Here is a 23713-nt window from a genome sequence, read left to right as displayed (position 1 = left end):
TTCAATGATAATAATCAGAATCGCGACTTTGGCGCAGCGATCGATCGGATGTTAATTCAGGTGGGATCCTTGAAAATAATCATCCACGACTACGCGGGCCATCCTTTCCAGGCGGATCTCAGCCGCGAGCTTGCGAAGCGCGGGCATATCGTCACGCATCTCTATTTTCGTGGCGATCCCGGCCCTAAAGGACAGTTGGAAAGAACCTCTTCCGATCCAGCCGGGCTGGCCTTTGCCGGCATCAAGTTGCCCCGTCCCTACGACAAGTCCTCCTTCGTAAAACGACGGTTCGATGATGTCGCTTACGGCAAGGCGGTCGCGAAAGTCATACGAGCAGAGCAGCCGGACGTGGTTATCTCCGGTAACACACCTACGGAAGCACAAACTTCGATTGTCAAGGCATGCGCCAAGGGCCGGGTACGCCTCGTGCTTTGGGTTCAAGATTTCTACAGCATCGCGGTATCAAAGCTGCTGACCAAGAAGCTCGGCTTTCCTGGAGCGGCGATCGGCGCCTATTACCGGTTTCTGGAACGCAATCAGTTTCGCGCGTCCGACGCTATCGTCGTCATTACAAAAAGCTTCGAGGACCTGGCCAAGCGATGGATCGGCCGCAGCCGCAGCGTCTTTACGATCGAAAACTGGGGCGCGCCCGATCACATCCGGCCTCTCAGCAAGGACAACGATTGGTCGAGGAAGCACGATCTACACGGTTCATTCAACTTCCTTTACTCCGGCACGCTGGCGCTCAAGCATAATCCCAACCTGCTCGTCGACTTGGCGAAGTTCGCGCGTGACAAGGCGAAGATCGTCGTCGTCGGCCAGGGAGTTGGTATCGACTATCTCAAGACAGAAAAGAACAAGCAGTCGCTCGACAATCTCATTCTGCTGCCGCTGCAGCCATTCAAGGATCTGCCGGAAGTTCTCGCGAGCGCTGACGTTGCCGTCGCGACGATCGAGCCCGACGCCGGAATGTTCTCGGTTCCTTCAAAGGTCCAATCCTATCTCTGCGCCGGTCGGCCGATACTGCTCGCAGCTCCGCGCGAAAACCTTTCAGCGGACGTGATTTTCAGGAGCGAGGCAGGCCATGTTGTCGAGCCCACCGACAGCGCAGGCTTTCTGAAGGCGGCGGAGCGACTGCTCATGGATGAGCCGCTGAGAACGAGGCTTTCCGCGAACGGGCGCCGATTCGCCGTCGACAACTACGACATCGGAGCCGTCGCGGACAAGTTTGAGAGCGTACTCACCTACGCCGTCGGAGAGAAGCAGAGCGAAAGGGAGCAAGATGGCTACGAAATCCGTCCTCGTATGTGGCGCCGGAGGCTTTATCGGAAGCCACCTGGTCAAACGACTTAAGAGGGAGGGCTTCTGGGTTCGCGGCGTCGACTTGAAGTTTCCCGGCTTTTCGGAGACCGAGGCCGACGACTTCATGATCGGAGATCTGCGCGATCAGGCCTTCTGTAGGCAGGTCGTGGATCGCCGGTTCGATGAAGTCTATCAGCTCGCGGCGGATATGGGTGGCGCCGGCTACATCTTTACCGGCGAGCACGATGCCGACGTGATGCACAACTCAGCAACGATCAATCTCAATATCCTGGACGTCTGTCAGAAGCGAAACGTGCGGGGGCTGTTTTATTCCTCCTCTGCCTGCATGTATCCGGCTCACAATCAGGAGGATCCCGACAATCCCAACTGTTCTGAGGGCTCGGCCTATCCTGCGGCGCCCGATAGCGAGTACGGCTGGGAGAAGCTGTTCTCCGAGCGTTTGTACCTGGCCTACAACCGCAATTACGGGATGCGGAATCGCATCGCGCGGTACCACAATATATTTGGCCCGGAAGGAACGTGGGTCGGCGGCAAGGAAAAGGCTCCAGCGGCGATCTGCCGAAAAGTCGCCGAGGCACGGTTCAACGGCGAGATCGAGATCTGGGGCGATGGAAGGCAGACCCGTTCGTTTCTATACATCGATGAATGTCTCGAGGGGACAACGCGATTGACGCGTTCAGACTTCGAAGGGCCTGTGAACATCGGATCCGAAGAGATGGTCACGATCAATCAGCTCGTCGACCTTGTCGCCGACATTGCAGGCAAGAAAATCATCAAGAAGCACATACCCGGCCCGTTGGGCGTGCGCGGACGCAATTCGGACAACCGGTTGATCGAGAAACAGCTCGGCTGGAAGCCTTCATCCTCGCTGCGGTCGGGCCTCGAAAAGAGCTATGAATGGATCGAGCGGCAGGTGCACAGCAATCGGCGAGCGGCGTAGTGCCGCTTTCTGCGCCCATCGCGGACGCGCCACCCCCCATGCGGGACGGACCGGAGCACCGCGACGATCCTCGTTTGCGGCAGACGAACGAGGCTTGTGCGGAGGGGGTCGAACGCGTTCGCGTTGTCGTTATCAGTCTTTCGGGCTCCCCCCGCCGCAGGCGAGTTGCCGAGCAGATGGCGGACACGCAACTGCAATGGACCTTTTTCGATGCGTTGCGGGATCTGCAAAGTGGCCAACCAGTCTATGACGAAAGCCGGGCTCTGAGATACTGGGGACGGCCGCTTACGCCTTCGGAGATCGGCTGCGCAGCGAGCCATATTGCTGTGCTGACCGCCGTCTCCCAGCAAGCCGAGGGAGAATGGACAGTGGTCATCGAGGACGACGTCTTCCTCGATCCCGCATTCGACGTAACGAAGGCCATCAGGATGTGTGAACTTGCGGGCCTGGGATACTTGCGTCTTTATGGGCGACACCTTGCGAGCCCCGTCCATGTGGTCTGGCTGGGCCAACGCGAACTTGTCCGGTTCAAGCGCGCCCCGATGGGCACTCAGGCGTATCTGATCTCTCCGATGGCCGCGCGAAACTTCCTAGGATCATTTCGGCACCTCGACCGTCCGATCGACTGGGAGATGGACCGTTTCTGGGCAAACGGCCTGACAACCTACGCCCTTTTTCCCTTTCCCTGCATTGAACTCAGTCTGACTTCATCGGTCACAAAATATGCAGCCCGCTCAAGACGCCCCTCCAAGGCGGATCGAGGCTTTTGGTGCCTGTGGAAGTCGTGGCAATGGCTGAAACGCGGCAGCGCAAATATCGCCCTTCACTTCAAGGATCGCCAGTTGAAAGCCATCTTGTCTCCGGCGCCTGACAAATGCCGCTTCGGCTGAACAAGCAGGTTTTAGCCTCTTGGTAGACGTTCAATGATGCATCACCGGCTGTGAAAACAAGATCGAGACCAGAATGAACTATCGTTCGATCGCAGATCTCAACGCCACAATTGAACGAAATCTCCACCGCTTTCCGTCGGACATCGACCTCGTGATCGGCATCCCACGAAGCGGTTTGCTCGCAGCATCCATGCTCGCGCTAGCGATAAATGTACCCTTTACGGACGTCGAAGGATTCATTGCAGGAAGGGTCTTGGCCACCGGCCGCACGCGACGTCGCGACACGTTCGACAAGCCAGTCTCGGAGATCCAGACAATTGTCGTTCTGGACGACAGCATTTCCAGCGGCAACTCAATGGCGAATGTACGAGCTTCGCTGGTGTCTGCGTATCCTGACAAGAACTTCGTATTTACAGCGGCGTACGGAACGCGCCCAAGTCATACGGAAGCGGATCTGATCCTGGATGTCGTCAAGCACCCTCGCATTTTTCAATGGAATCTCTTTCATCATGATTTGTTGGACCAATGTTGCGTCGATATTGATGGCGTCCTCTGTCTCGATCCCACGACTCAGGAGAATGATGACGGGTCCGCCTACCTGCGATTTCTGCTCGAGGCGCAACGCAAGTTCATCCCTACCAAACGGGTCGGCTATCTCGTGACAAGCCGCCTTGAGAAATATCGGGCCAACACTGAAGAATGGCTTGCTCGTCAGAATATAACCTACCGCGAACTGATCATGCTTGACCTTCCCAGCAAGTCCGAACGGATTCGGCTGGCTCCCCACGGTCGGTTCAAGGGCGAGTTCTACCGGGCCAGCGATGCCCTGCTTTTCATCGAAAGCGAGATTGGGCAGGCTCGACAGATTGCTCAGGTCAGCGGAAAGCCCGTCCTCTGCATCGAAAATCAGCAGATGTTCCTGCCTGACCGCATCTCTGTCGAAGCGCTCGAGCGGAGAGCCTCAGCTCTCACGCACTTTGTGCGGGGCGGCCTTCCGTTGAAGCGATTTGCGCGCCAAATGCTTGGCCAGACCATGTACAACAAGCTCAAAGACTACGCAGGCAAACAATAGCGCCTACGTTGGCCGGCCAGCCTATCTCTTTATAAGACGCACGCTGCGCGCCAACAGCTCGCGCTTTGTTCGAAACAGTAGAATAACGCAAAGATATACAAAATACGTCAGTACGACGAGAGCCGCCATTCGCGCGAGGTCCACGCCCTGCCAATTGTATTGGGCTGCCTTTAGGGCGGCAGCCGCAACAACGATGGCCGCGGCGTGAGGGATTGCGAGCTTGACCAGGTCTCTGCAAGTGATCGGACCACGACGTCCGACACTAACCCATACCAACGGAAGAAGAACGACGTAGTTCATCACTGCGTACGAAGCCGCGACGCCGACGGCGCCCCATGGGAGCCCGATTATGAACGACGCGACGGTGGCAACGGCCGAGTATGCTCCCAGCTTGAAAAAATCGCTGCCGCGCCCCTGACTCAGAAAAAGCCAGCCTGCGGTTGAGGTCATGACCTGATGCAGGGCCGCGACACCAAGCCACTGAAAAATTGGAGCGGCCGGAATCCATCGCGTACCGAACAACAACTCGAACAGTTGCGCCGCGCATACAATTGCGAACAAGATGCCAGGCTGCGTGGCAATCATAATCAGAGAGACGGCCTCCATGTAGGTGCTGCGATAACTAGTTTGCTGGGCCTGGATGCGCGAAAGCAAGGGCACAAGGACCTTCCCAATCGGCCCATGTACCTGTGTGATTGGAAAAAGGAGTAAGCGATAGGCGCGATCGTAGAGCCCGAGTTGATCCCCGCCCTGGAAGCGTCCGATCAGAATGTTATCGCAGTTGCGGGAGAGATAATTGACTATGTTGAACCCGGATACGTGCGAACCAAAACTCAGCATCTGTGCTGTATTGGTATCGAAATGCGGCACGCCAGGCCTGTATCTTGTCGACAACCACATGCCGACTCCTGTGACGATAGTGGCGCTTACCGCAGAGGCGTACAGAGCCCAATAACTTCGCCAAAGCAGTGCGCCGACGACGCCGACCACGAGTGCAATTGTCGCACTGGCGACATCGATAATTGCGAGCTTGTCGAAGTGCGACTCCCGGTTAAGGATAGCTGCGGGAACCGCCTGCGGACCGCTGATCAGGACCAGCGCCGAGAAGGCAACTGCGAGCAGTTCAACTTTCGGCTCCGCATAAAAGCGTGCGATCAACGGAGCACCGGCTCCAAGTAGCAATGCGAATACCACCGAAGCTGCGATAGATATCCAGAAGAGAGAGTTGACTTGGCCTGGACTGATCGTATCGCGCTGTATGATCGCCTGGCTGATCCCCAGGTCCTTTACCAGGGCTATGAGCGCCGTGGCCGTGCCGACCATCGCGAGGATTCCAAAATCGGACGGCGTTAGAAGCCGAGTCGTGACGACCGTTAGAATAAGTCCCGTGATGACACGCCACGCCTGTGCGGTGCCAGTGATGGCAATGTTTTTGGCCGCGCGACTTTTACTGTTCCTATCCACCTCTTCGAGCCATTTCCAGTTACGCGTGCAGATGCCATTGCTACGAGATGCCTATCCTCCGAGCACCGTCACCAGTTTTTCACATGAATTCCGGCGTCTGAGTGCCTACAGAATGACAACTCACTTCTACCTTTTCCTCGCTACGAAGAACATACGCATCCCTGCTAGGCGCGAAATTTGATCTGGCTCGCACTGCGCCTTGACTGCGCAGTTGCAAGTGTTAATTGTCAATATTAAATTATTCCATTAAATAAAGGATGCAAAAGCCATGCTCCGCCGGCTAGTGCAGATGGAGAAAAATAGAAGAGGATATCAGACGCTGAGCTTCACTCTGCCTCCGAAAGGCATCCGCTTCTGTACGGAGGAATGGCAGGATGATGGGTTCTACTTCGCGTCCGCAGTGCAGGAGGTGTTTCGGCTTAGGGAGCTTTGTGGACTAAGCGAAAACACCCGATTCCTTGATATCGGCTCGGGGCAAGGTCGTCTGGCGATTGGACTACAGGCTGCATACCCCAAGCTGAAGTCCTACGACGGAATTGATGTTCACCAGCCATCGGTCAATTGGTGCAAACGACATCTCGAAAGACAGAACTTTCGGTTTATGCATGTCGATACTGCCAATGAACGTTATAATCCATCCGGCAAGCATCGGTCAGCCATCCCGCTCGACGACAACAGTTGTGACATTACGTTCCTGTACTCCGTCTTCACACATATGCGCTTGAACGACGTGCAACTGCATCTCGGCGAAATCCATCGCACCCTCGCTCCGAGTGGAAAATGCCTGCTTACGATCTACGTCGAGGACTGGCCAAGGCCGGAAGAGGAAAACCCGACCGGCTACCTGTCGGAATTAGGAGCGTCGGTTGGCGCGTTGCACCGGGTGGTATTTGACAGAAAGGCTTTCGAAGGGGCCTGCAGCGATGCTTCGCTCTCAGTCGAGCGATTCTTGTATCGATCAGAAGGCGTCACGAAGCAATCGGTCTATATACTCTCAAAGAGCAACTAATCTGCCGGCTGACGATCGTCATTGTGAGCGATGTCCGACTTTGGCAGCTAAGCATCGCGGATAGTACGGCTAGCTGCTTTGATCATCAGGTTGATGCCGCACCGGCTTTATCGTGCTGTCGCGGCAGGGCAATCAGATCCACGACGCTTCGGGATAATTCCAACGACAATCGGCGTTCAACATAAGTTCGAATCGGTTCCGCAGCTGTGTTTCTAGTCGTCGGCCTGATTGTTTTAATGGCCACCTGTTTGATTTTCGATTATTTAAATGCGACAAATTCAATCTCTGGTCGCGATACGACTCTTTGCGCTTTTCTAGAATATTACCTTGAGCGGCTGCGATGACTGGAGTTGGAGGAATGCGGGATGAACCTTGTGCCGGTGAACAGTGTAAGTGGCCAGCATTTCGAGACGATCATCATCGGCACCGGATTCGGATCATCTTTCTATCTCCACGAGGCGCGGCGCTACGGGCTTCAACCGACGTTGGTCGTCGATTGGGGCCAATTCCATCCACACGACTGGCAGGTCGAACAAAAGCGCAATTCAGCGACCGCCGTTTCTGACACTTTCAATTCAGAGTCATCAAAAGTCTGGAACTATACGATCGGCTTCGGCGGCGGCATGAACTGCTGGTTCGCCCAGACGCCCCGGTTTCATCCAACCGACTTCCAACTCGCCAGCCGATACGGCATCGGGCAGGACTGGCCTATCACCTATGATGAACTTGAGCCGTACTACGCAGAGGCTGAAGAAATCATGTCGATTTCCGGTGACCCCGACATGGCAAGGATCATGCCGCGCTCACGCGATTTTCCGCAGCCGCCGCATAACCTGACGACGGCTGACCAGCTCATGAAGCGAGCCCAGCCTGACCGGCACTTTGCGATGCCAACGGCGCGCGCGCGAGTTGCCACCAGCACGCGTTCTGCCTGCTGCGCTTCGCTGCGCTGCCAGCTCTGCCCGGTCGACGCCAAGTTCACGGCGCAGAATGGCTTCCCGGGCCTCTATGACGATCCGGCCGTCAAGCTTTGCCTGGGTACACGGGCACTGCATTTCGTGACTGCCGGCGATCGCGTGACCGAACTCGTGGTCGAGCACGAGGGGCGCGAGTATCGCCTGCACGCAGATCGCTTCATCCTCGGCGCCAACGCCATTCAGAGTCCTGCGATCCTTCTGAATTCCGGCATGGAGTCCCCGCTGACCGGCGCTGGCTTGCACGAAAGCTATGGCTTCAGTGTCGAAGTCTTTCTGGACGGACTGGATCATTTCAACGGCAGCACGATCACCACAGGTATCAACTATTCGCTCTACGATGGCGACCATCGCCGCGATACCGCCGCGGCCCTTGTTTATTTCGAGAACCGCTGGACCTATGGGCTGCGCCGTGAGCCGGGGAAACATCGCTGGTCTCTGCCCGTGACGATCGTCACAGAGGACCTGCTGCAGCCGGAGAACCGGGTGCTGTCCAAGGCCGCGACCCCGCAACCTGTGCCCACCATCGCCTATGGTGACGCCTCAGACTATGCGCGTCGCGGCGCGGATCGGGCCCTCCGCCTGCTGCCGGAAGTCCTGAAGCCATTGCCAGTGGAAGCGATTCACTTCCGTGGTTACAGACCAACGGAATCGCACCTGCAGGGGACACTTCGCATGGGACGCACGCCCGACGACTCCGTTGTTGACGCCGACCAGATCCACCATCGCTGGCGCAATCTGACCGTTGTCGGCACGTCGGTCTTCCCCAGTTGCTCCTGCGCCAACCCCAGCCTTACGGTCGCGGCCCTTTCCTTGCGCGCGGCGCGTCTTGCCGTGGCCTGACAGGAATCGCAGCATGCCCCTCTCTCGCCGGAAATTCATCCTTGCCGCCACTGGCGGCGTCGTCGCCCTCGGCGCCGGCGCGATCGTGTCGTGGCCCGATCGACTGGACTCCATCCGCGCCAGGCTTGAACACATGCTCGGCAAGGTGCCGATCACGACGACCGAGCTCGGCCTGTTCGCTGAGGCTTTCGAGCGCTCTTGGCAGCCCTATGGGTCCAAGATCATGTTAGTCGACACAATCGACCTTGCCGGCCTCACGAACAGTGCGATCTCGATAGGACCCGCGCCTCTTGCCACCTACATCGAGCGATATGAGCGCAAGCTTCTGGCGGAGTTCGTGACAAGGACGGACTATTACGATGCCGTCGCCGCCGGCCGCGAAGTCACTTTCGTCCCCGGAGACGCCTGCCAGAACCCCTTTGCCAAATTCGATTCCGGATGATGGCGACGTCCTACCTTCTCGACCTGCTTCCAGCATCGCGCCGCCACGCGAAAGAGAGCATTGCTAATGAGCATAGCCACCCCGCTTATCGACAGAGTGCGTGGAACCAAGCACCTCGTCAACAGTGTGCGTAGAGCCAAGTACCTGATCAACAGTTCAATCGCTGCCCCGATTCATCGCGCGGTGCTCAATCCGATCGCGAAGCATAGAAATCGCAACAAGCCTCGCCGCAATCTGGAAATCGGTCCCGGCGGGAAACGCATACCGGGGTTTGAGACGCTGAATATCGTCAGTGGTCGCAAGGTCGATTATATCGGCAACGCTTCCGTCAGACTGCCGTTTGCCGATGGTACATTCGATATCATCTACGCCAGCCACATCATCGAGCACATCCCCTGGTATCAAGTCCAGAGCGCGGTCAACGAATGGGCTCGTGCGCTCAAGCCGGGCGGCGCGCTGGAAGTATGGACTCCTAATGGCCTCGCGATTTCCAAGGCATTCGTCGAGGCGGAGGAGAATGGCACTCAGCAGTTTCACAACGACGGCTGGTGGCGCTTCAACGAAGGCAAGGATCCGTGCCTGTGGATGTCAGGCCGCTGCTTTTCCTACGGAGATGGTACTGGCGGCAATCATCCAAACTGGCACCGCGCGCTGTTCTCACCGCGTCATCTTCGCAACCTGTTTGCAAACGCTGGACTTGAAGATATTGAGGAGATGGATCGCAGCCGGGTCCGGGGCTATGACCACGGCTGGATCAACTTGGGTGTAAGAGGCACAAAGTCCCCGCGCATGCCCTAGCCATGCTGTGGTAGCGGACTCAGTTTTCGTTTCGCGTTATGTGCCGATCTTTCGCGCGATAATGACGTCAGCCCATTCCCCGCGATCAGCGTCTGGCAGCAATGAAGAGCTTTTCGCCACGAAGTAACCCGTGCTTTACGACGATAGCTCCCTCCGCCGTAAACTCTTCGAGATCGAAGCCCGCGCGCCGAATGCGATCGCGAAAGTCCGAACCGAAGTATCGCACATGATCCTCCTGGCCAAAGTGGATCTCGCGTTCATTTGGTTCGGTTATCGCGAGATTCTCGTAAGTATTTGCCCAGCCCTCGACGACAGGAATCATGAGGAGCGCAACGCCGCCACCAACCAGAACTCGATGTATTTCTGCCAGAGCCGCGCGATCATCAACATGCTCGAGAATGTGCGAGCATAGAATCACGTCGTAGCTTTCATCCGGCAGATCGATTTTCTCTATGTTGAGTTGAAGGTCGCGGCCCCGCGCAATATCGGCAGTAACGTACTCTTTCGCGAGGGGGCGTACGAGTTTTGAGATTGCGGCCTCGGGAGCGAAATGCAGAATGCGCTTTCCGGCAATGCATTCGCGATTTTCGTCAAGCCATAACTTGAGAAGACGATGACGCTCAAGCGAACCACATTGCGGACACATGGCCTCAGGCCGCAACGGCCAGCCTATAGGCCTGAACAGATCATTCAGACCGCAAATATTGCAATTTCGTTCTACAGGGTTCGCACGTTGGTGCAGGGACCGGATGGTGGAAAGGAGCACCTGTGCCCGCCATCGCGGCAATGGCGGAAGCGTCTGGGCAAGAATGCGTGAAAGTGAGATCATGGCGCGGCTCTCATACATTAAACACAGTCATCAATAACGCATGTGCCAGTAAAGCACATCGGCCATTATTAGCGCAGGTTTCTGATTTAATACTCGAGAACTACCCGAAGTTGAGCTATTTTTCCGGCTCTCGGACTTGTCGCGAACCGATAATATAATCATGATGTAAGGATAATGCATATTCGCTTTCGTGAGTGAAATGCATGCAGCTGCCGGATCGAGCCTCAATCTGCGCGGATATCAGCCGATGACAGCTTCTTCTGATGCTCCCTATGCGGTCTGTGTGCCTGTCGGGCCTCACCCGCTGGAGCTCGATCGCCTGCGAGACCTCGTCAAGTCGATCGCAGCGTTCGAGCCGCAAGGCGCGACGATCATCATGATCGACGATCATGTGCAGCCCCGCGAACTCGACAAGGCTGTCTCGGCGCCCGCCTCGATGCGGCTGGTGAGCATTCATCTTGAGCGAGAGCTCCGACCCAAATTCAAGAGCAAGGGAATAAGCGCCGCGGTTCTGACCGGCCTTGCCTGGATTCAGAAACACACTGATGCAAAGTTTGCGATCAGGCTCGACACCGACTCGCTCGTGATCGGGCCGTTTCGACAACGAATCTTCGAAAAGCTGAACGGAGATTGCTCGCTGGCAATGATCGGTGCCTATTCGCGAACCCCCAATGGCGCCGCGCGCGACTGGTCGGTTCATCGAAAGCCGATCCGGGAATTGACCCGGCTCCTCTCGATCAGGCAGCCTTGGCGCGTCGCCGCCAATTACGCGGATCCGGTACGCAAGCACATACGCAGGCTTTACGCTCGCGCGCGAGTGCATGAATATCAGGACGGCGAGCACTGTCTTGGCGGTGGTTACGCGCTATCTCGCGAGTTCCTCGATCGAGTGGCGGCAGGCGGATATCTCGACGATCCACAGCTTTGGATCTGTGTCGACATCCCGGAGGATGTGGCTGTAGGCATGCACGTTCGCGCCGTGGGGATGCGGTTCGAGGACCAAGTCGCTCGCGGCGATGTATTTGGTGTTCGCTATAAGGGCCTTCCCTACCCTCCCGAGGAGTTATTGGACCGGCGGTACGCGATCATCCATGCTGTCAAAAACGACGACACGCACAGCGAAGCTGAGATACGTGCATACTTCAGCAAAAAACGAGGTGCTGCTGATCCGGCGCGCGCCTCCTGATGCGAATGGTGCGGTATCTGATTGCGGCCGCCCTGGACGATCAGCACACAGGTGCAGGCATAATGTGCGCTAGTGGCACCGCACGGTTGCAACAGCCGTTAGCGCGCATCGCTCAGCGCGATAACAACTACGCTGCCAGGCCTGACATTAGACGAACGAGTTGTTGGACGCGTGTCTCCACCTTGACAACGCTTCGCGTAAATCCGTCTCGTATGCGTATCCGGCCTCGATCAACGCCTTCGGCAACACGTTCGTCGAAAGCACAAGCTTGCGGAGACGCGCTCGGTTGATCGACGTTCTTATTCCGAACGATCCCAGCATCTCGAAGGCCATCCCTCCTATCGACATCAGCTTGAAGGGGATCGTGATGCGAGGCTGATTGAAGCCAGCGACCTGAGAGAAGGTCGTGCAGATTTCCTCGATGGTAATGCGAGGCTCGTAACACAGGTTGTAGGTGAACTCCTGCCGACCAAGCTTCCGCGCAAACTCCATCGAACGAATGAGCTCACCCACGTAGCCACACGACTTTATGGTGTCGCGCCGGCCCGGATACACGAAGCGGTTCCTGGAGAGAAGGTTGGCCAGCCTCACAAAGTTCCCACCCTCGCCAGGTCCAAAGATTACGGCCGGGCGCACCACCACAAGGCGACGGTCCGCGTTGCTTCTGACCCAAACGCGATGGATTTCTTCGGCTTGCAGTTTTGAACGACCGTAGGACGAATCCGGGGTCAGTTTCGAGTTCTCTTCAACCGGCGCCTCCGTGGCACCGTAAACCGAGATGGATGAGGTGAAGAGCAGGAAACGGCAGCCTACGGCGGCCGCAAAATCGCACACGTGGGTAGCGCCATGCACGTTCGTCCAGAAGTACTCCCAGTCCTCGTGGCCCGGCGTCGTATGCACGGCCGCCAAGTTGTAAATCTCGGCGTCCTCCACGACACCACCGATTTCTATCGGCTCACACACGTCACCCCTGATGTACTCAACGCCCGATACCGGGATCGAGGGCTCGCCTATGTCATAGGAAACGATTCGCTGATGCCTTCCGCTCTCGACCAGAGAGCGAAGCAGGTGAGTGCCAATAAAGCCGGCGCCGCCGAATACAATGACAGGACTAAGGTTGGAGCGAGACATAGGTCAAGGCTTGGATTTTCTGCAGGAATAGGGGTTCAGAAACCCGGCAACATCGCTTTGGTCGGTGTATTTAAATCGTATATAATATTATTTAAATATGGTTGCAAGCGCTCATTGCCTGCAATTAAACCAAGGCGAGCGCACAACGAATGCCTCTGGGCGTACAGATCCGCGACGACGCGATAATGAACAGCAGTCAACGCAACGAAACGGCTTGTGATCAACACATAAAGCCGCGATCTACGACGCGCATGCCGCACGTCGCTGCAACGTGTGCTCAAGACATGAGCTGCGCAGATGCGACGTTAAGGCGCAAGCCGTCAGACGATTCAACAGGCAATGATAGTATGGCGATCAGCACGACGGCGTCGGCACGCCACGCAGAGGCATGCAGGAAATCGGACCAGATGACTGACTTAAGCCTCGTGGTTTGCACCAGGAACAGAGCGCGATCTTTGGCGAATTGTCTCGATCACATGCTCGACCTCCGAAGCAGATTCAAGATCGAGGCTCTGGTTATCGACAACGGATCCAGCGACAACACAAGGGACGTTGCGCTCGCTAAGGCAAAGACTGCCACATTTCCCATGCGCTACATTTTCGAGGATCGGCCGGGCGTCGGGCGGGCGATGAATACAGGCTACGTCAGTTCGCAAGGTTCGATCGTCGCTTTCACCGATGACGACTGTTACGTCGACTCGAATCTGTGCGACGCGATCATGCAGGGTTTCGAAGACCCGGCCATTGGTTATATGGGCGGGCGTATCGAGCTGTTCGACCCGACCGACGCGCGAATAACAATCGACGAGCGGACGGAGATCATCGCGTACCCTCCGAATCGACCGATCTTTGCCGGCATGTTTCACGGTGCAAATTTGGCCTTCCGAAGAGCTGCACTGGATATGATCAATGGAATCGATCCATGGTTCGGCCCTGGTTCTCTGGTCGGATCCGGCGCGGACATCGATGCTGTGGCGCGAGTAAGCCGAGCGGGTTGGGCCGGTCTCTACCAGCCCACCGCAGTCGTCCGGCATCATCACGGGAGAAAGCTGGACCACCTGCCCTCCCTCAGACGCCAATATGCGATCGGACGCGGCGCCTTCAATGCCAAATCCTTTCATGAATCCTTCGACATCATCGGATTGGCTCGAGCGCTGAGGATCAGCTTTCTCGTCGGCCGAGAGGATCCCCGAGCCTACTACTACGAGCTCGTCGGCGTGGCACGTTATCTGAAAGTTCTGCAGCAGAAGAGGCGCCTGGCGCGTATGAGCTGACGAAGGTCTCTCACCGCGCCTTCACTTCCAGTCTGATAAGGCGACAGGAACGCGCCTTGACCGGCTGAACAATGTCGGTACCGCACGCAACAGGACTCGGCCGGACCTCAGAAGCTCCATTTTCTTTCGTAAGTTGGCTCGACAGCTTGGCAACTACATCATATTCGCCCGGTTTCTTGAGCGGCGGCATTGTGACCCGAACGACGTTCTGGCCGTCATTCTGCGTCTCGAGACCATCGAACTCCAGCTTGCGCCTTATCGAACTCGCAACTGCACGGGTCACCGGATCATATATTGAGATCTCCAAGGTCCTGTTGGATGGATAATCATCCGGCAACTTTATGGGGACATCCAAGTTCACAGGCTCACCATCATGGATGGACCAGACCCCTGGATTTGGATTCACCGCCTGAGCCATCCTGGCGTTGCCAAATACTGGTTTCGGCATATCGTTCAGCGAACTCACATATCCAAATTCTTTCGGATCCGGCGTGAACTCGCTGCCTCCGCATCGCTGCATGCCGTCGGCCTCGGCCGTGAACTGGCATGCCCGAACATAGTCGATCTTGAACTCTTGCGGAAACGCAGCCTCGTCGACGCCGTGACGGCCTGCCCACCGCTTTCCACCGACGGCGAAGTTCAGATCGATATGCGCCGGAGGCCCAAGTTGTCTATCCTTGCGAAGCCATTGGTAGGCGCGCGTGTAAATGTGGCGCCCGTCCCAAAAGAACGAGACGCGGTCAGGCGACCAGACAAAACCCGCCACATGCCAATCCTTGTTCAGGTCCTCCTTCCCGAACATGGTTTGGTGCTTCGGGACAAAGGACTGATCCATGTAGTGGAAGAGATTGGTCGGCTGCAGCTTCATTATCGGGCCAGAATGAAGCATGTTCGCCTTATCCTCGACGCCATTTATCACATACTCGAAGATATCGATCTCCGGCGGATGCCATGTCCTTCCGTCAATGTCGTAATCCGCTTCCAGCCAGAACGCCGGCCAAACGCCCCTGCCTGCAGGCAGGAACACACGTGCTTCGAAGTATCCATAGTAGAAGGTCTGATGCGAACGGATCAGGCCCGACTCGAATAACTCTCCCTCGCCTTTCCGCGCGACGAGGCTCAGGACGCCATTGTTAAAAACGTGATTGTCGCGGTCGCGATAGCGCTGCCTTTCGTCGTTGAATTTGTCTTGCGTCTCGTTGTTATAAATGTACCGCGTCGCCCACTTGTTTCGATCCAAGGTGGGCCCGTCAAACTCATCGGAGAAGACGAGCTTCCAGCCGCTTGCGTGGCACGGCGACGCCCACGCAAGCATCGCGAGCACGGCAACCCGAAAAAATGGAACGAAACGAGGCGACATGGCGGCATCCAAGTACGTAGACCCGTGGTCTGGCGTAAATACATTTAATACGCTATTTTAATGGCATAATCGCCTATGCAGACGTATCCTTGCCAATAACGTTTCCGGCCCAGCGGGCGGTTCTCCGGGAGTTCAATGCAAAGCATTCTTTGGATCTCGGCGCGCCTTCCGGCTCCCCTGCTTCAGGGAGATGCGATCTACTCCGCCGGACTGATCAAGGCGCTCGGCCTCTCCGGCAGCACGCGAATCCATATCGTCGGATGCCGGCGGGCCGAAGGCCTGATCGACTACTCGGGCTTGTCGCCGGCCGAAGTGACAGAAGCTCCGCTCCCGAGCCGCAGGCGAATGATGAGCCTGATCACGCAGCTTCCTCAGGACGCCTGTACGCTCGCCAGCCAGCCCCTCCAACAGGAGGTCAGGCGCCTCTTGCAGGCCGAGAGCTGGAGCTGGATTGTGATCGACCACGCAAATTCGGGCGGCCTGCTGCCTCTCGTCGAGGCGCATCGCGGCAACGCGTCCGTTTGCTACATCGCGCACAATGCGGAGGGCATGATCAGACCAGAGATTGCGCGCGGTTTCGGCATAACGCCGCGCGGCGCGGTCATGCGATGGGATGCGGTCAAGTACAAGCAACTGGAGCAACGTCTCCTTAAGGCGGCGAACCTCGTCATCTGCATCAGCGATGCCGATGCAAAATATTTCTCACGCTTTAATGAGAACGTCCGGGTGTCGCCGCCGGTCTATCTCGGCACGCCAGCCGAGATCCGAAAGATCGAGAGCACGCGGCCGCGGTCACTGCTCCTGGTCGGTTCGTTCAACTGGATCGCCAAGCAAAAAAACCTCGAAAGGATCATCCAGGTTCTTTGCCCCGTCTTGCAGCGGAACGGCATCATGCTCGAGGTGATCGGCGCAGTGCCTGCTCATATCAGGAACAAGTTCGACGGCAAGTTCACAAATCTGACGTTCCATGGACAGGTCGGCGACCTCAAGCCGCTGCTTGAACGGTGCCGGGGCGGTCTGGTTGCGGAGGAACTTGGCGGAGGCTTCAAGCTGAAGGTGCTCGACTATGCCTTTTCCGGGCTCCCGGTCTTCGGATTGGAGGCGGCCCTCGAAGGCTCCACAATCGACGAGCACGCCGCTATGTTTATCGCCAGATCCATCGAGGAACTGGCGACTTGCATCGTTGCGAACGTCGACGACATCGACGCCCTGAACGGCCGTCAGCTCGCGCTCTTCAATCTTGCTTCGAAGCGATTTGGCATCGAGCCTGCGATACGCCGTTTGAGCGCGGCATTTCATGAACCGATTTCGCCCCCGGCGAGAGTGGTTCACAATGCATGATACGCGTTGGACCTTGTCATGACCGCGATCCATGATCTGGCCTCACCGCATCCATGGTCGATGCCGGATGATGCCACGCTCACAAGAACGGCCAGACTTGCCGTCTGGACCGCCGTTCTTTCGATCATGTTCTTCTCGCAGATCGCTCTTAACATCGGCGACTTTCCATTTTCTACGGACTTCTTCTTCTACGCCGTAGTCACCGCCTATCTGATATCTTCGGGTTATGCTGCCCTTCAGCTGTATCCCTTCGCCATCCTGATCGTGGCGGCGGCCACTGCTGTATTTGTCGTACGATTCTCCCCCTCATCAACATCGCCGACATCGATGTTGCTGCTTTTCGTCGTGTACGCACCTTTCCTTTTTCGTCTCCGGCGCGGCTACGAGCTGTCGAAAGTACAGGATTACATCCAAGCAACTTTTGTCCAGGTCGCTTGCGCGCTGTCGATCATAGCCGTCGTGCAGCTGGTCGCAGTCAACCTGCTCGGCCTGAAAGCGCTCATCAATGTCAACTTCGTGCTTCCCGAACAGATTCGCGGCGCCGGCACGTACGCGTTTTTTCGCGAAACCGGGGGAATCGTGAAGGCCAATGGTTTCTTCCTCCGGGAGTCCTCGACGCTCTCGATCGTAACCGCACTCGCCGCTGTCATTGAGTTCTCGGGCAGAGCACGCTGGCTGGTTCTGGCTACGCTCGCATCAGGGCTTCTGGCCTCGCTTTCCGGCTCTGGCATCCTGTTGATTCTCGCTGCGCTCATACTGCCCACATCCATACTCAGGCTTCCCCTTGTCGTTCTTGCAGTCGTGGCCCTCACCGGCGGGCTCGTTCTCACCTACCAGCTCCAGGTACCAGGATTTGAGTTCTGGTTCGGCAGACTTGCGGAGTTTCAGACGCCCGGGACGAGCGGATACGCCCGCTTCGTCGCACCGTTTGAAATGGTGGAACGCAGTTTCGAAAGAGGCATCTTGCAGGCGATATTCGGGAACGGCGCGGGGAGCTATCTGCGCGAGGTCGGCGCTTTGAGACTTGAGTACGAGATCAACGATCCGACCTGGGCAAAGCTGACCTTCGAGTATGGGCTTTTCGGGTTCATGCTCATATCGGCGTTGTTCGCCTGGCGCCTCTACACGAGCGAATTGCGACGGCCGATATGCAACGGCGCCCTGTTCATCTGGCTGAGCTCCGGAATGGTTCTGAAACAGGATTTTGCGTTCATCGTCTGGCTACTGACGCTCGTCCCGCGCTCCCCACATAAATAAGGCCTGCTCATCCAGCTCCGCGGTGATTATCTGGTGATGCGCAAGGCCCTTGTGAGGCGTCTGATCCAGTCGGGACGTTGCGAGGGGGCGTAGCGCCAAGTGACAAGCGATCGCTGCAAGGCTCGGGGACCAAGCGCCACGAACACTATCCAGACCACCAATGCCCACGATTGAGATGGTGAGAATCCCTGCGGGCAGCGGCCTGCCTTCAGCGCGGATCGCAAAATCTTGGCCGCGGAGTCAGCTTGGATGGGGTGGAGGTCAGGCCTGAGCGCGTATGAGGAGGCCCGCAAGCAAGTAAAGATGAGGTTTCGTTCCAACGCTTCCGGGTTCGCGTCTATTCCAACGGCGCGCGCGACCTCAAGAAAATACGCGCGCCGCCTCTGCGCGAGACTGAGTTCCCGCCCCGGACGCGTCTCGTCCAGGCGCAGGTTTGCGGCATAATTTTCGCCGTGCACCCGATAGTCCACGATCGGCTTGGGAATCGTGATGATATCGCCGAACGCTGGCGCAGCCGCCAAGAGGTAGCTGTCTGGCGCACGATCAACAAAGCCGGTCTTGAATCCGAAGACGTACTCGACAAACGATCGCGTATAGGCATTTCCCGAGCCAGGCGGCGTGGGATAACTCGCGGCCCCCTTCACCCACGCTCGGATGTCTTCGGGCTTCGGGCATTTATAGTATTGGGGAAGCACGCCCCCGGTCGGATTTCCTGCTGCGTCAATAACGCGCATTTGAAACTGGTACTTGCACGCGTTCGGCGACCAGACGGCTGCGATCTCTGTCATGACGTCCGGATGAAGGCGATCGTCCGAATCGAGAAATATGACGAAATCGCCGGACGATCTGCGGAAACCATTGATACAGGAAGCTACCTGACCGGCATTCGGCTGCCGGACGATCGTTGCTTCGTTGGCGAAGGATTGGATGATGGCCCAGGAGTCATCGGTCGAACCGTCATCGACGACGATCACCTCCACCTTGGGCCACCGCACCTCCAAAGCGCTGCGAATGGCAGTTCCCACATATCGCGCATAGTTGTAGTTCGGGATGACGATCGAGAGCGTCGCTTCGGAGATTTCGCGCAATCCCGCTGGCACAGACGAAAGGGCCGGGCTCTCACAGATGGCCTCGGACTTGACAGGCAGACTCATGCCGGCGCTCCACCAAATATTCGTTGCTTCAGGCTCGAACGCCATCCTCCTCGCTGGAATCTCAGCCTTATGAGAGTTACAGCAAGAGTTCGTGGCGTCAGCGCCAAACAGCAAAGCCAGGCTATGTGCTTGAGCGCCACAGATCGTGTCGTAGGCGCACTCCACGCCGCCCAAACACCTTTTGACAGGAGCGGAAGAAGCGGCCTGTTTGCGTCATCACCGTCTTCGCGCTGCATCTTGCGCGCCATGATCCGATAATTCGCGAAGACCTGCTCGTAGTCCAGAAAGTCGACAGCCGGAAGCGGCCTGTTCAGCCGGGCGGCGTGCTGCCGGAGGATGTCGAACTCGAGCTTGCGTATGCGAATTCGTGATCGAAAGTCAGGCAGGACGTTTATCTGCCCGGCCTCATCAACGCGGCTGTTATTGCGCGTGTGCAACCGGTACTGACCTTGTGGCTCAACGATCGTAACGACCTTGCCGTAGAGCGGAGCGATCGTGTTGAGGATGCCGTCGTGGGGGACGTGCGTCGCGAGAGGCAAGACGCGCATCAGAAAATCGCGAGCGTAAGCGTTTCCGGACGTAACCGGCCACAGATATGTTCCCGTCCGTTGAAACCGCCTTTCGACGTCGACCGTCCGAAGATTCCCCGAAAAGCTGCAGAATCGCCGCCCGAGAAGCGCTCCCTCTGCGTCAATGACATCAAGGTCATACTGCACCTTTGCCACGCCCGGAGAAAACGCGCCGCGCACGCTCTCAACCGCCGTAGCGTAGAGAACGTCATCTGCGTCGAGGTAGATTACAAGCTCTCCGTGACAGTAGGAGAATGCCGTGTTCTTGACCGCCCTTCCGCCTTCGTTTTTCTGAAATACGGCGTGAACACGATCCTGATAATCCCGTATGACCCTGGCCGAATGGTCGGTCGAACCGTCATCGACAACGATGATCTCATCCGGCGGACACGTCTGGTTGAGCGCACTTTCGATGGCCGCCGCAACGTAGGTTGCGTAATTGTAGTTGGTGATAATGACGCTGACAGTTGGCCCTTTGGTCATTCCGGCCTTCGCAAACGTTCGCTGGGCATCGGCACGTCAACTTCTTTTAATATCGCGAGAGCCGATATTAATCTAAATCAAAATCATGAAGAACGTCCAGATTTGAATATTCCTGAGCAAGGTTCTTCCGACCCACAGCGACCGGTTTCGGCGGCCAAGCTTTTTTGCCGAGCCAAACAGCATCGACCGCCGCGTTTTTGGCCATTTGTGGCATGCGCCTTGCTGGAAGCTGATGAGAAACCATCGGCATCGAAGGTTGTCGTAGAATCCGGATTAAAAAAGCCGTAAATTGATGTATAGCTTTTAAATGGTCTGGGGGCGGACGATGCGACCTGCGATCTTGGATTGCAAAAGGCCTGCACGGCACCCGGCATTACGTCGGGCAGCAGCCCATGCGGGATAGCCTCGGGAGGCCGTGCCCGCGGCCTTTGGGGCCGGGACAAAGTCGGACGACTTATGCTTCAGACAAGATTTAATCCTCCCCTCGATCGAGGACTCCGCGGCGGGGAGATTCTGTCGATCAATGCCGGGCTCGACGCGGCTCGGACCCTTATTGCCCGGCAATACCCGTTGATGATTTTGGTGGTGTTTGTCTGCTTATCGCTGGCTGCGATCTATGTGCTGACGGCACCCAAGCTCTATACCGCCACGGCCGGCCTGGTGATCGACAGCCGCAAGGTCCAGACACTGCAACAGCAAGGCAGCATGGGTGCCGGCGGTCCGATCGATTCTGCCATGGTCGACAGTCAGGTCGAGATTCTCAAGTCAGAGACGATCGCGCGTGCGGTCGTGAAAGACCTACGCCTTGCTGATCTTCCGGAGTTCACGGGAGGTTCGCCCGGCTTGCTGGCGTCGGTCAGCAACCTATTGAGCTTCTCTCCGCGAGCCCAACGCTCCGAGTATGAACGCCTCCGCGCAGCATTGGGCTATTTTCAACGTCAGCTTGCGATCAGGCGCGTGGGGCTCAGTTACGTTATTGAAATTTCGTTCCAATCCGAATCGCCAAATGATGCAGCTCGCATCGCGAATGCCGTCGCTGAAGCCTACATCGTCGATTCGCTCGAGGCGAAGTACCAGGCATCTCGTCGTGCCGCCGCCTGGCTCCAGGATCGAATGAAGGAGCTTCGCGAGCAGGCGTCGACGGCCGAACGCGCCGTGGCGGATTTCCGAGCGAAGAACAATATCGTCGATGCCGGAGGACGTCTGCTCACCGATCAGCAGCTGGCCGAGGTCAACAGTGCTGCGACCATCGCCCGAACGCAGCGAGCTGAAGCGGAGGCACGCCTTGCGAGGATCAGCAGCATCCTTGAAGTCGATGACAGGACCGAGCCGACTGTCAGCAGCCCGCTCATCGAAAGCCTCGCGACGGTCACGGATACCTTGAGCAATCCCGTGATCGTGAAGCTTCGGCAGCAGTATCTGGAGCTGGCGGGCCGCGCCTCCGATTGGTCGACCCGATTCGGGCCGACGCACCTCGCCGTCGTCAATCTGCGCAATCAGATGCGGGAAATACGCCGATCCATTGCCGACGAGTTGCGTCGTATCGCTGAAACCTACAAGAGCGACCTTGCCATCGCCAAGGCGCGAGAGGAGGCTGCTCAGAAAAGCCTGACCGACACCATCGCGATTTCGAACGACACGAGCCAGGCCCAGATCGTGCTGCGCGACCTGGAAAGCAACGCGCAAAGCGCGCGCGCTTTGGCTGACAACTTCCTGCAGCTGTACATGGTCTCCGTCCAGCAGCAATCGTTCCCCATCACCGAGGCGCGCGTGATTACCGAGGCCTCCCAGCCGCTCGGGCCATCCGCACCGAAGAAATCGCTTATTCTCGCGGCGGCTCTTGTCGGCGGCGCGATCCTGGCCGGCCTTCTCGGTTTCCTGCGAAACAGCCTGGATCGGATCTTCCGAACCGCTTCACAAGTCGAGAGCGTTCTGCAGACGACTTGCCTGGCGACGATACCGCTGATCGACAAGAGCGGGTCTGCCGTCAAGAGGGCAGGAAACGCTCTGTTCGGGCTGGTAGGCTTGAAGGGCCGCGCAAGCGCCGGCACGGCACCTTCAAAGCCTCCCCAAGGCCGCGTGTTTCGCACGGTCGGAGAACGACAGCTGTCGGTGCCGGTCGGCATTGCTGGAGCTGTCGTCAATTCACCGCTTTCGCGTTTCTCCGAAGCGATCCGTTCGATCAAGATGGCGGCCGATCTTGGTGGATTCGATTCGACCAAGAAGGTCCTGGCATTGACGTCGTCCTTGCCCAACGAAGGCAAATCGACGATTTCCGAAGCGCTGGCGCGAACATCGGCTCAAGCGGGCCTGCGAACCTTGCTGGTCGACGGCGACTTGCGCAATCCATCGCTCAGCAGAACACTGACCCCGTCTGCGACAGAGGGTTTGATCGAATTCGTACTCGGCAAGAAGACGCTCGCCGATCTTGTCTGGATTGATCCGGACACCAAACTGCATTTCCTGCCGTGCCTGGTGCCGTCTCAGTTTGCCAACTCGAGCGACGTTCTCGCGTCGGCGCAGATGGAAAAGGCATTCCAGCTGTTCCGTGAGCGGTACGATCGAATTTTCCTGGATCTGTCGCCTTTGGCTCCCGTCGTCGACGTGCGCGCTACCGGCCGGTTGGCCGATTCGTACCTACTGGTGATCGAGTGGTCGCGAGCCAAGATCGACGTCGTCGATCGCGTACTGAACGAAACTCCCTTGTTGCGACAGCGGCTGCTGGGCGCGGTTCTGAACAAGGTCGATATCGCAGCGATCAGCCGACACGACACCTATCAGGGCGACTACTACAACAACAAATACTATCAACGGTATGGATACGTCGAATGAGATCGCTGATCGACGGCGCGCTCGTTGCGGCCGTGGCAATCATCGTTCCCACGGTTGCTCCTGCACAGACGACCTCCACCGGACTGTTTGCCGGTCAAAGGCTTTCCGTCGAGGTGACTGGCGGAACGACAGAGGTTGCTCGTGACCGGTTCGCCGCAGCCGCCGGAACCGCTCTGACAGCATCGCTCCACTCCGGTCCGACCGGCAAGAAGTGCCTGACGGTCGCGCCGCAAGCCAAGAGCCAGAAGATCAACCCCGCCATCTACGATCACATTCTGTCGCTCGAAAACACATGCGCCCAGACGATCCGGATTCGCGCCTGCTATTTCAATACGACGCGTTGCACGATCATGTCGGTCGGAGGCTATCGTCGCGAGCTGCACAATCTCGGAATATTTCCGTCCAAAGATTTTCGCTACGCGTATCGCGAGTTTGTGGACTAGTGTCCCGAATCCGAAGTTCGCCGTACTTTGCAGCGAGCTCAGAGCGAACTTCGGATTCGATCAGGACACTAGCAAGTTTATGATTCTAGTGTCGTTTAT

At 57.3% G+C, this 23713-nt stretch carries 20 protein-coding genes and 1 pseudogene; 14 read left to right on the top strand and 7 right to left on the bottom strand.

Annotated features, from left to right (window positions below; all coding sequences use genetic code 11):
- Window positions 1-69: 69 nt before the first annotated feature.
- The 4 genes from RCO31_RS08060 (at window position 70) to RCO31_RS08045 (ending at window position 4225) form a co-directional block, all read left to right on the top strand.
- Complete coding sequence (locus tag RCO31_RS08060; RefSeq protein WP_308967761.1) at window positions 70-1353, top strand: glycosyltransferase family 4 protein; 1284 nt, start codon at window positions 70-72, stop codon at window positions 1351-1353.
- A complete protein-coding gene (locus tag RCO31_RS08055; protein ID WP_308967760.1) occupies window positions 1283-2263 on the top strand; it encodes an NAD-dependent epimerase/dehydratase family protein in 981 nt (326 codons plus the stop codon). The genes RCO31_RS08060 and RCO31_RS08055 overlap by 71 nt, the downstream gene beginning before the upstream one ends.
- On the top strand, window positions 2221-3153 hold the full coding sequence (locus RCO31_RS08050) for a glycosyltransferase family 25 protein (RefSeq protein ID WP_308967759.1): 933 nt from the start codon (window positions 2221-2223) through the stop codon (window positions 3151-3153). Before RCO31_RS08055 ends, RCO31_RS08050 begins: the two co-directional genes overlap by 43 nt.
- 73 nt (window positions 3154-3226) lie before the next feature.
- A complete protein-coding gene (locus RCO31_RS08045; protein ID WP_308967758.1) occupies window positions 3227-4225 on the top strand; it encodes a phosphoribosyltransferase family protein in 999 nt (332 codons plus the stop codon).
- Between the two features lie 21 nt (window positions 4226-4246).
- Here RCO31_RS08045 and RCO31_RS08040 read toward each other — a convergent pair whose 3' ends face one another.
- Window positions 4247-5689 (bottom strand): lipopolysaccharide biosynthesis protein, encoded by a 1443-nt coding sequence (locus tag RCO31_RS08040; RefSeq protein ID WP_308967757.1) that lies wholly within the window; start codon window positions 5687-5689, stop codon window positions 4247-4249.
- 268 nt (window positions 5690-5957) lie between these two features.
- Between RCO31_RS08040 and RCO31_RS08035 the strand changes: the two genes are divergently transcribed.
- The 4 genes from RCO31_RS08035 (at window position 5958) to RCO31_RS08020 (ending at window position 9755) form a co-directional block, all read left to right on the top strand.
- A complete protein-coding gene (locus tag RCO31_RS08035; RefSeq protein ID WP_308967755.1) occupies window positions 5958-6698 on the top strand; it encodes a class I SAM-dependent methyltransferase in 741 nt (246 codons plus the stop codon).
- A 365-nt stretch (window positions 6699-7063) separates the two neighbouring features.
- Window positions 7064-8515, top strand: a complete 1452-nt coding sequence (locus tag RCO31_RS08030) for a GMC family oxidoreductase (RefSeq protein WP_308967754.1) — start codon at window positions 7064-7066, stop codon at window positions 8513-8515.
- Between the two features lie 13 nt (window positions 8516-8528).
- On the top strand, window positions 8529-8957 hold the full coding sequence (locus tag RCO31_RS08025) for a hypothetical protein (RefSeq protein WP_308967753.1): 429 nt from the start codon (window positions 8529-8531) through the stop codon (window positions 8955-8957).
- 66 nt (window positions 8958-9023) lie between these two features.
- The gene (locus RCO31_RS08020; RefSeq protein ID WP_308967752.1) at window positions 9024-9755 is read left to right on the top strand and encodes a methyltransferase domain-containing protein; all 732 of its coding nucleotides are present in this window, start codon (window positions 9024-9026) and stop codon (window positions 9753-9755) included.
- A gap of 85 nt (window positions 9756-9840) precedes the next feature.
- On the opposite strand, the gene RCO31_RS08015 is transcribed toward RCO31_RS08020, so the two are convergent.
- Window positions 9841-10584, bottom strand: a complete 744-nt coding sequence (locus RCO31_RS08015; RefSeq protein WP_308967751.1) for a class I SAM-dependent methyltransferase — start codon at window positions 10582-10584, stop codon at window positions 9841-9843.
- A gap of 376 nt (window positions 10585-10960) precedes the next feature.
- Between RCO31_RS08015 and RCO31_RS08010 the strand changes: the two genes are divergently transcribed.
- On the top strand, window positions 10961-11770 hold the full coding sequence (locus RCO31_RS08010; protein WP_308967750.1) for a hypothetical protein: 810 nt from the start codon (window positions 10961-10963) through the stop codon (window positions 11768-11770).
- A 147-nt stretch (window positions 11771-11917) separates the two neighbouring features.
- On the opposite strand, the gene RCO31_RS08005 is transcribed toward RCO31_RS08010, so the two are convergent.
- Window positions 11918-12901 (bottom strand): NAD-dependent epimerase/dehydratase family protein, encoded by a 984-nt coding sequence (locus RCO31_RS08005; RefSeq protein WP_308967749.1) that lies wholly within the window; start codon window positions 12899-12901, stop codon window positions 11918-11920.
- 149 nt (window positions 12902-13050) lie between these two features.
- Here RCO31_RS08005 and RCO31_RS08000 point away from each other — a divergent pair, with 149 nt between their 5' ends.
- Window positions 13051-14175: a glycosyltransferase gene (locus tag RCO31_RS08000; RefSeq protein ID WP_308967748.1), complete on the top strand. Its 1125-nt coding sequence runs from the start codon at window positions 13051-13053 to the stop codon at window positions 14173-14175.
- Window positions 14176-14185: 10 nt separating this feature from the next.
- On the opposite strand, the gene RCO31_RS07995 is transcribed toward RCO31_RS08000, so the two are convergent.
- Window positions 14186-15535 carry a family 16 glycosylhydrolase gene (locus RCO31_RS07995; RefSeq protein ID WP_308967747.1) on the bottom strand — a complete coding sequence of 450 codons (1350 nt, stop codon included), beginning with the start codon at window positions 15533-15535 and terminating at the stop codon, window positions 14186-14188.
- 135 nt (window positions 15536-15670) lie between these two features.
- On the opposite strand from RCO31_RS07995, the gene RCO31_RS07990 reads away from it, so the two are divergent.
- Both RCO31_RS07990 and RCO31_RS07985 read left to right on the top strand, forming a co-directional pair.
- On the top strand, window positions 15671-16876 hold the full coding sequence (locus RCO31_RS07990; RefSeq protein ID WP_308967746.1) for a glycosyltransferase: 1206 nt from the start codon (window positions 15671-15673) through the stop codon (window positions 16874-16876).
- Window positions 16877-16894: 18 nt separating this feature from the next.
- Complete coding sequence (locus RCO31_RS07985) at window positions 16895-18133, top strand: hypothetical protein (RefSeq protein WP_308967745.1); 1239 nt, start codon at window positions 16895-16897, stop codon at window positions 18131-18133.
- Window positions 18134-18159: 26 nt separating this feature from the next.
- Here the strand turns inward: RCO31_RS07985 and RCO31_RS07980 are convergent, their stop codons facing one another.
- From RCO31_RS07980 to RCO31_RS34705, 3 genes and pseudogenes are all read right to left on the bottom strand, one after another.
- Complete coding sequence (locus tag RCO31_RS07980; RefSeq protein ID WP_308968033.1) at window positions 18160-19452, bottom strand: glycosyltransferase family 2 protein; 1293 nt, start codon at window positions 19450-19452, stop codon at window positions 18160-18162.
- A gap of 434 nt (window positions 19453-19886) precedes the next feature.
- A pseudogene (locus RCO31_RS34710) lies at window positions 19887-20339 on the bottom strand (glycosyltransferase family 2 protein); the annotation flags it as partial.
- Between the two features lie 67 nt (window positions 20340-20406).
- Window positions 20407-20589 carry a hypothetical protein gene (locus RCO31_RS34705; RefSeq protein ID WP_374991446.1) on the bottom strand — a complete coding sequence of 61 codons (183 nt, stop codon included), beginning with the start codon at window positions 20587-20589 and terminating at the stop codon, window positions 20407-20409.
- 206 nt (window positions 20590-20795) lie between these two features.
- Here RCO31_RS34705 and RCO31_RS07970 point away from each other — a divergent pair, with 206 nt between their 5' ends.
- Both RCO31_RS07970 and RCO31_RS07965 read left to right on the top strand, forming a co-directional pair.
- Entirely contained in the window at window positions 20796-23171 is a 2376-nt protein-coding gene (locus RCO31_RS07970) for a GNVR domain-containing protein (RefSeq protein ID WP_308967743.1), read from the top strand.
- Complete coding sequence (locus RCO31_RS07965; RefSeq protein ID WP_308967742.1) at window positions 23168-23614, top strand: hypothetical protein; 447 nt, start codon at window positions 23168-23170, stop codon at window positions 23612-23614. Before RCO31_RS07970 ends, RCO31_RS07965 begins: the two co-directional genes overlap by 4 nt.
- The last annotated feature ends 99 nt before the right edge of the window (window positions 23615-23713 follow it).

Origin of the sequence: Bradyrhizobium sp. LHD-71 (genome assembly GCF_031157255.1) — a bacterium.
Taxonomy (GTDB): Bacteria; Pseudomonadota; Alphaproteobacteria; order Rhizobiales; family Xanthobacteraceae; genus P52-10.
Note: the sequence above shows the minus strand (reverse complement) of the source record. Positions and strands in the feature narration are given on the sequence as shown.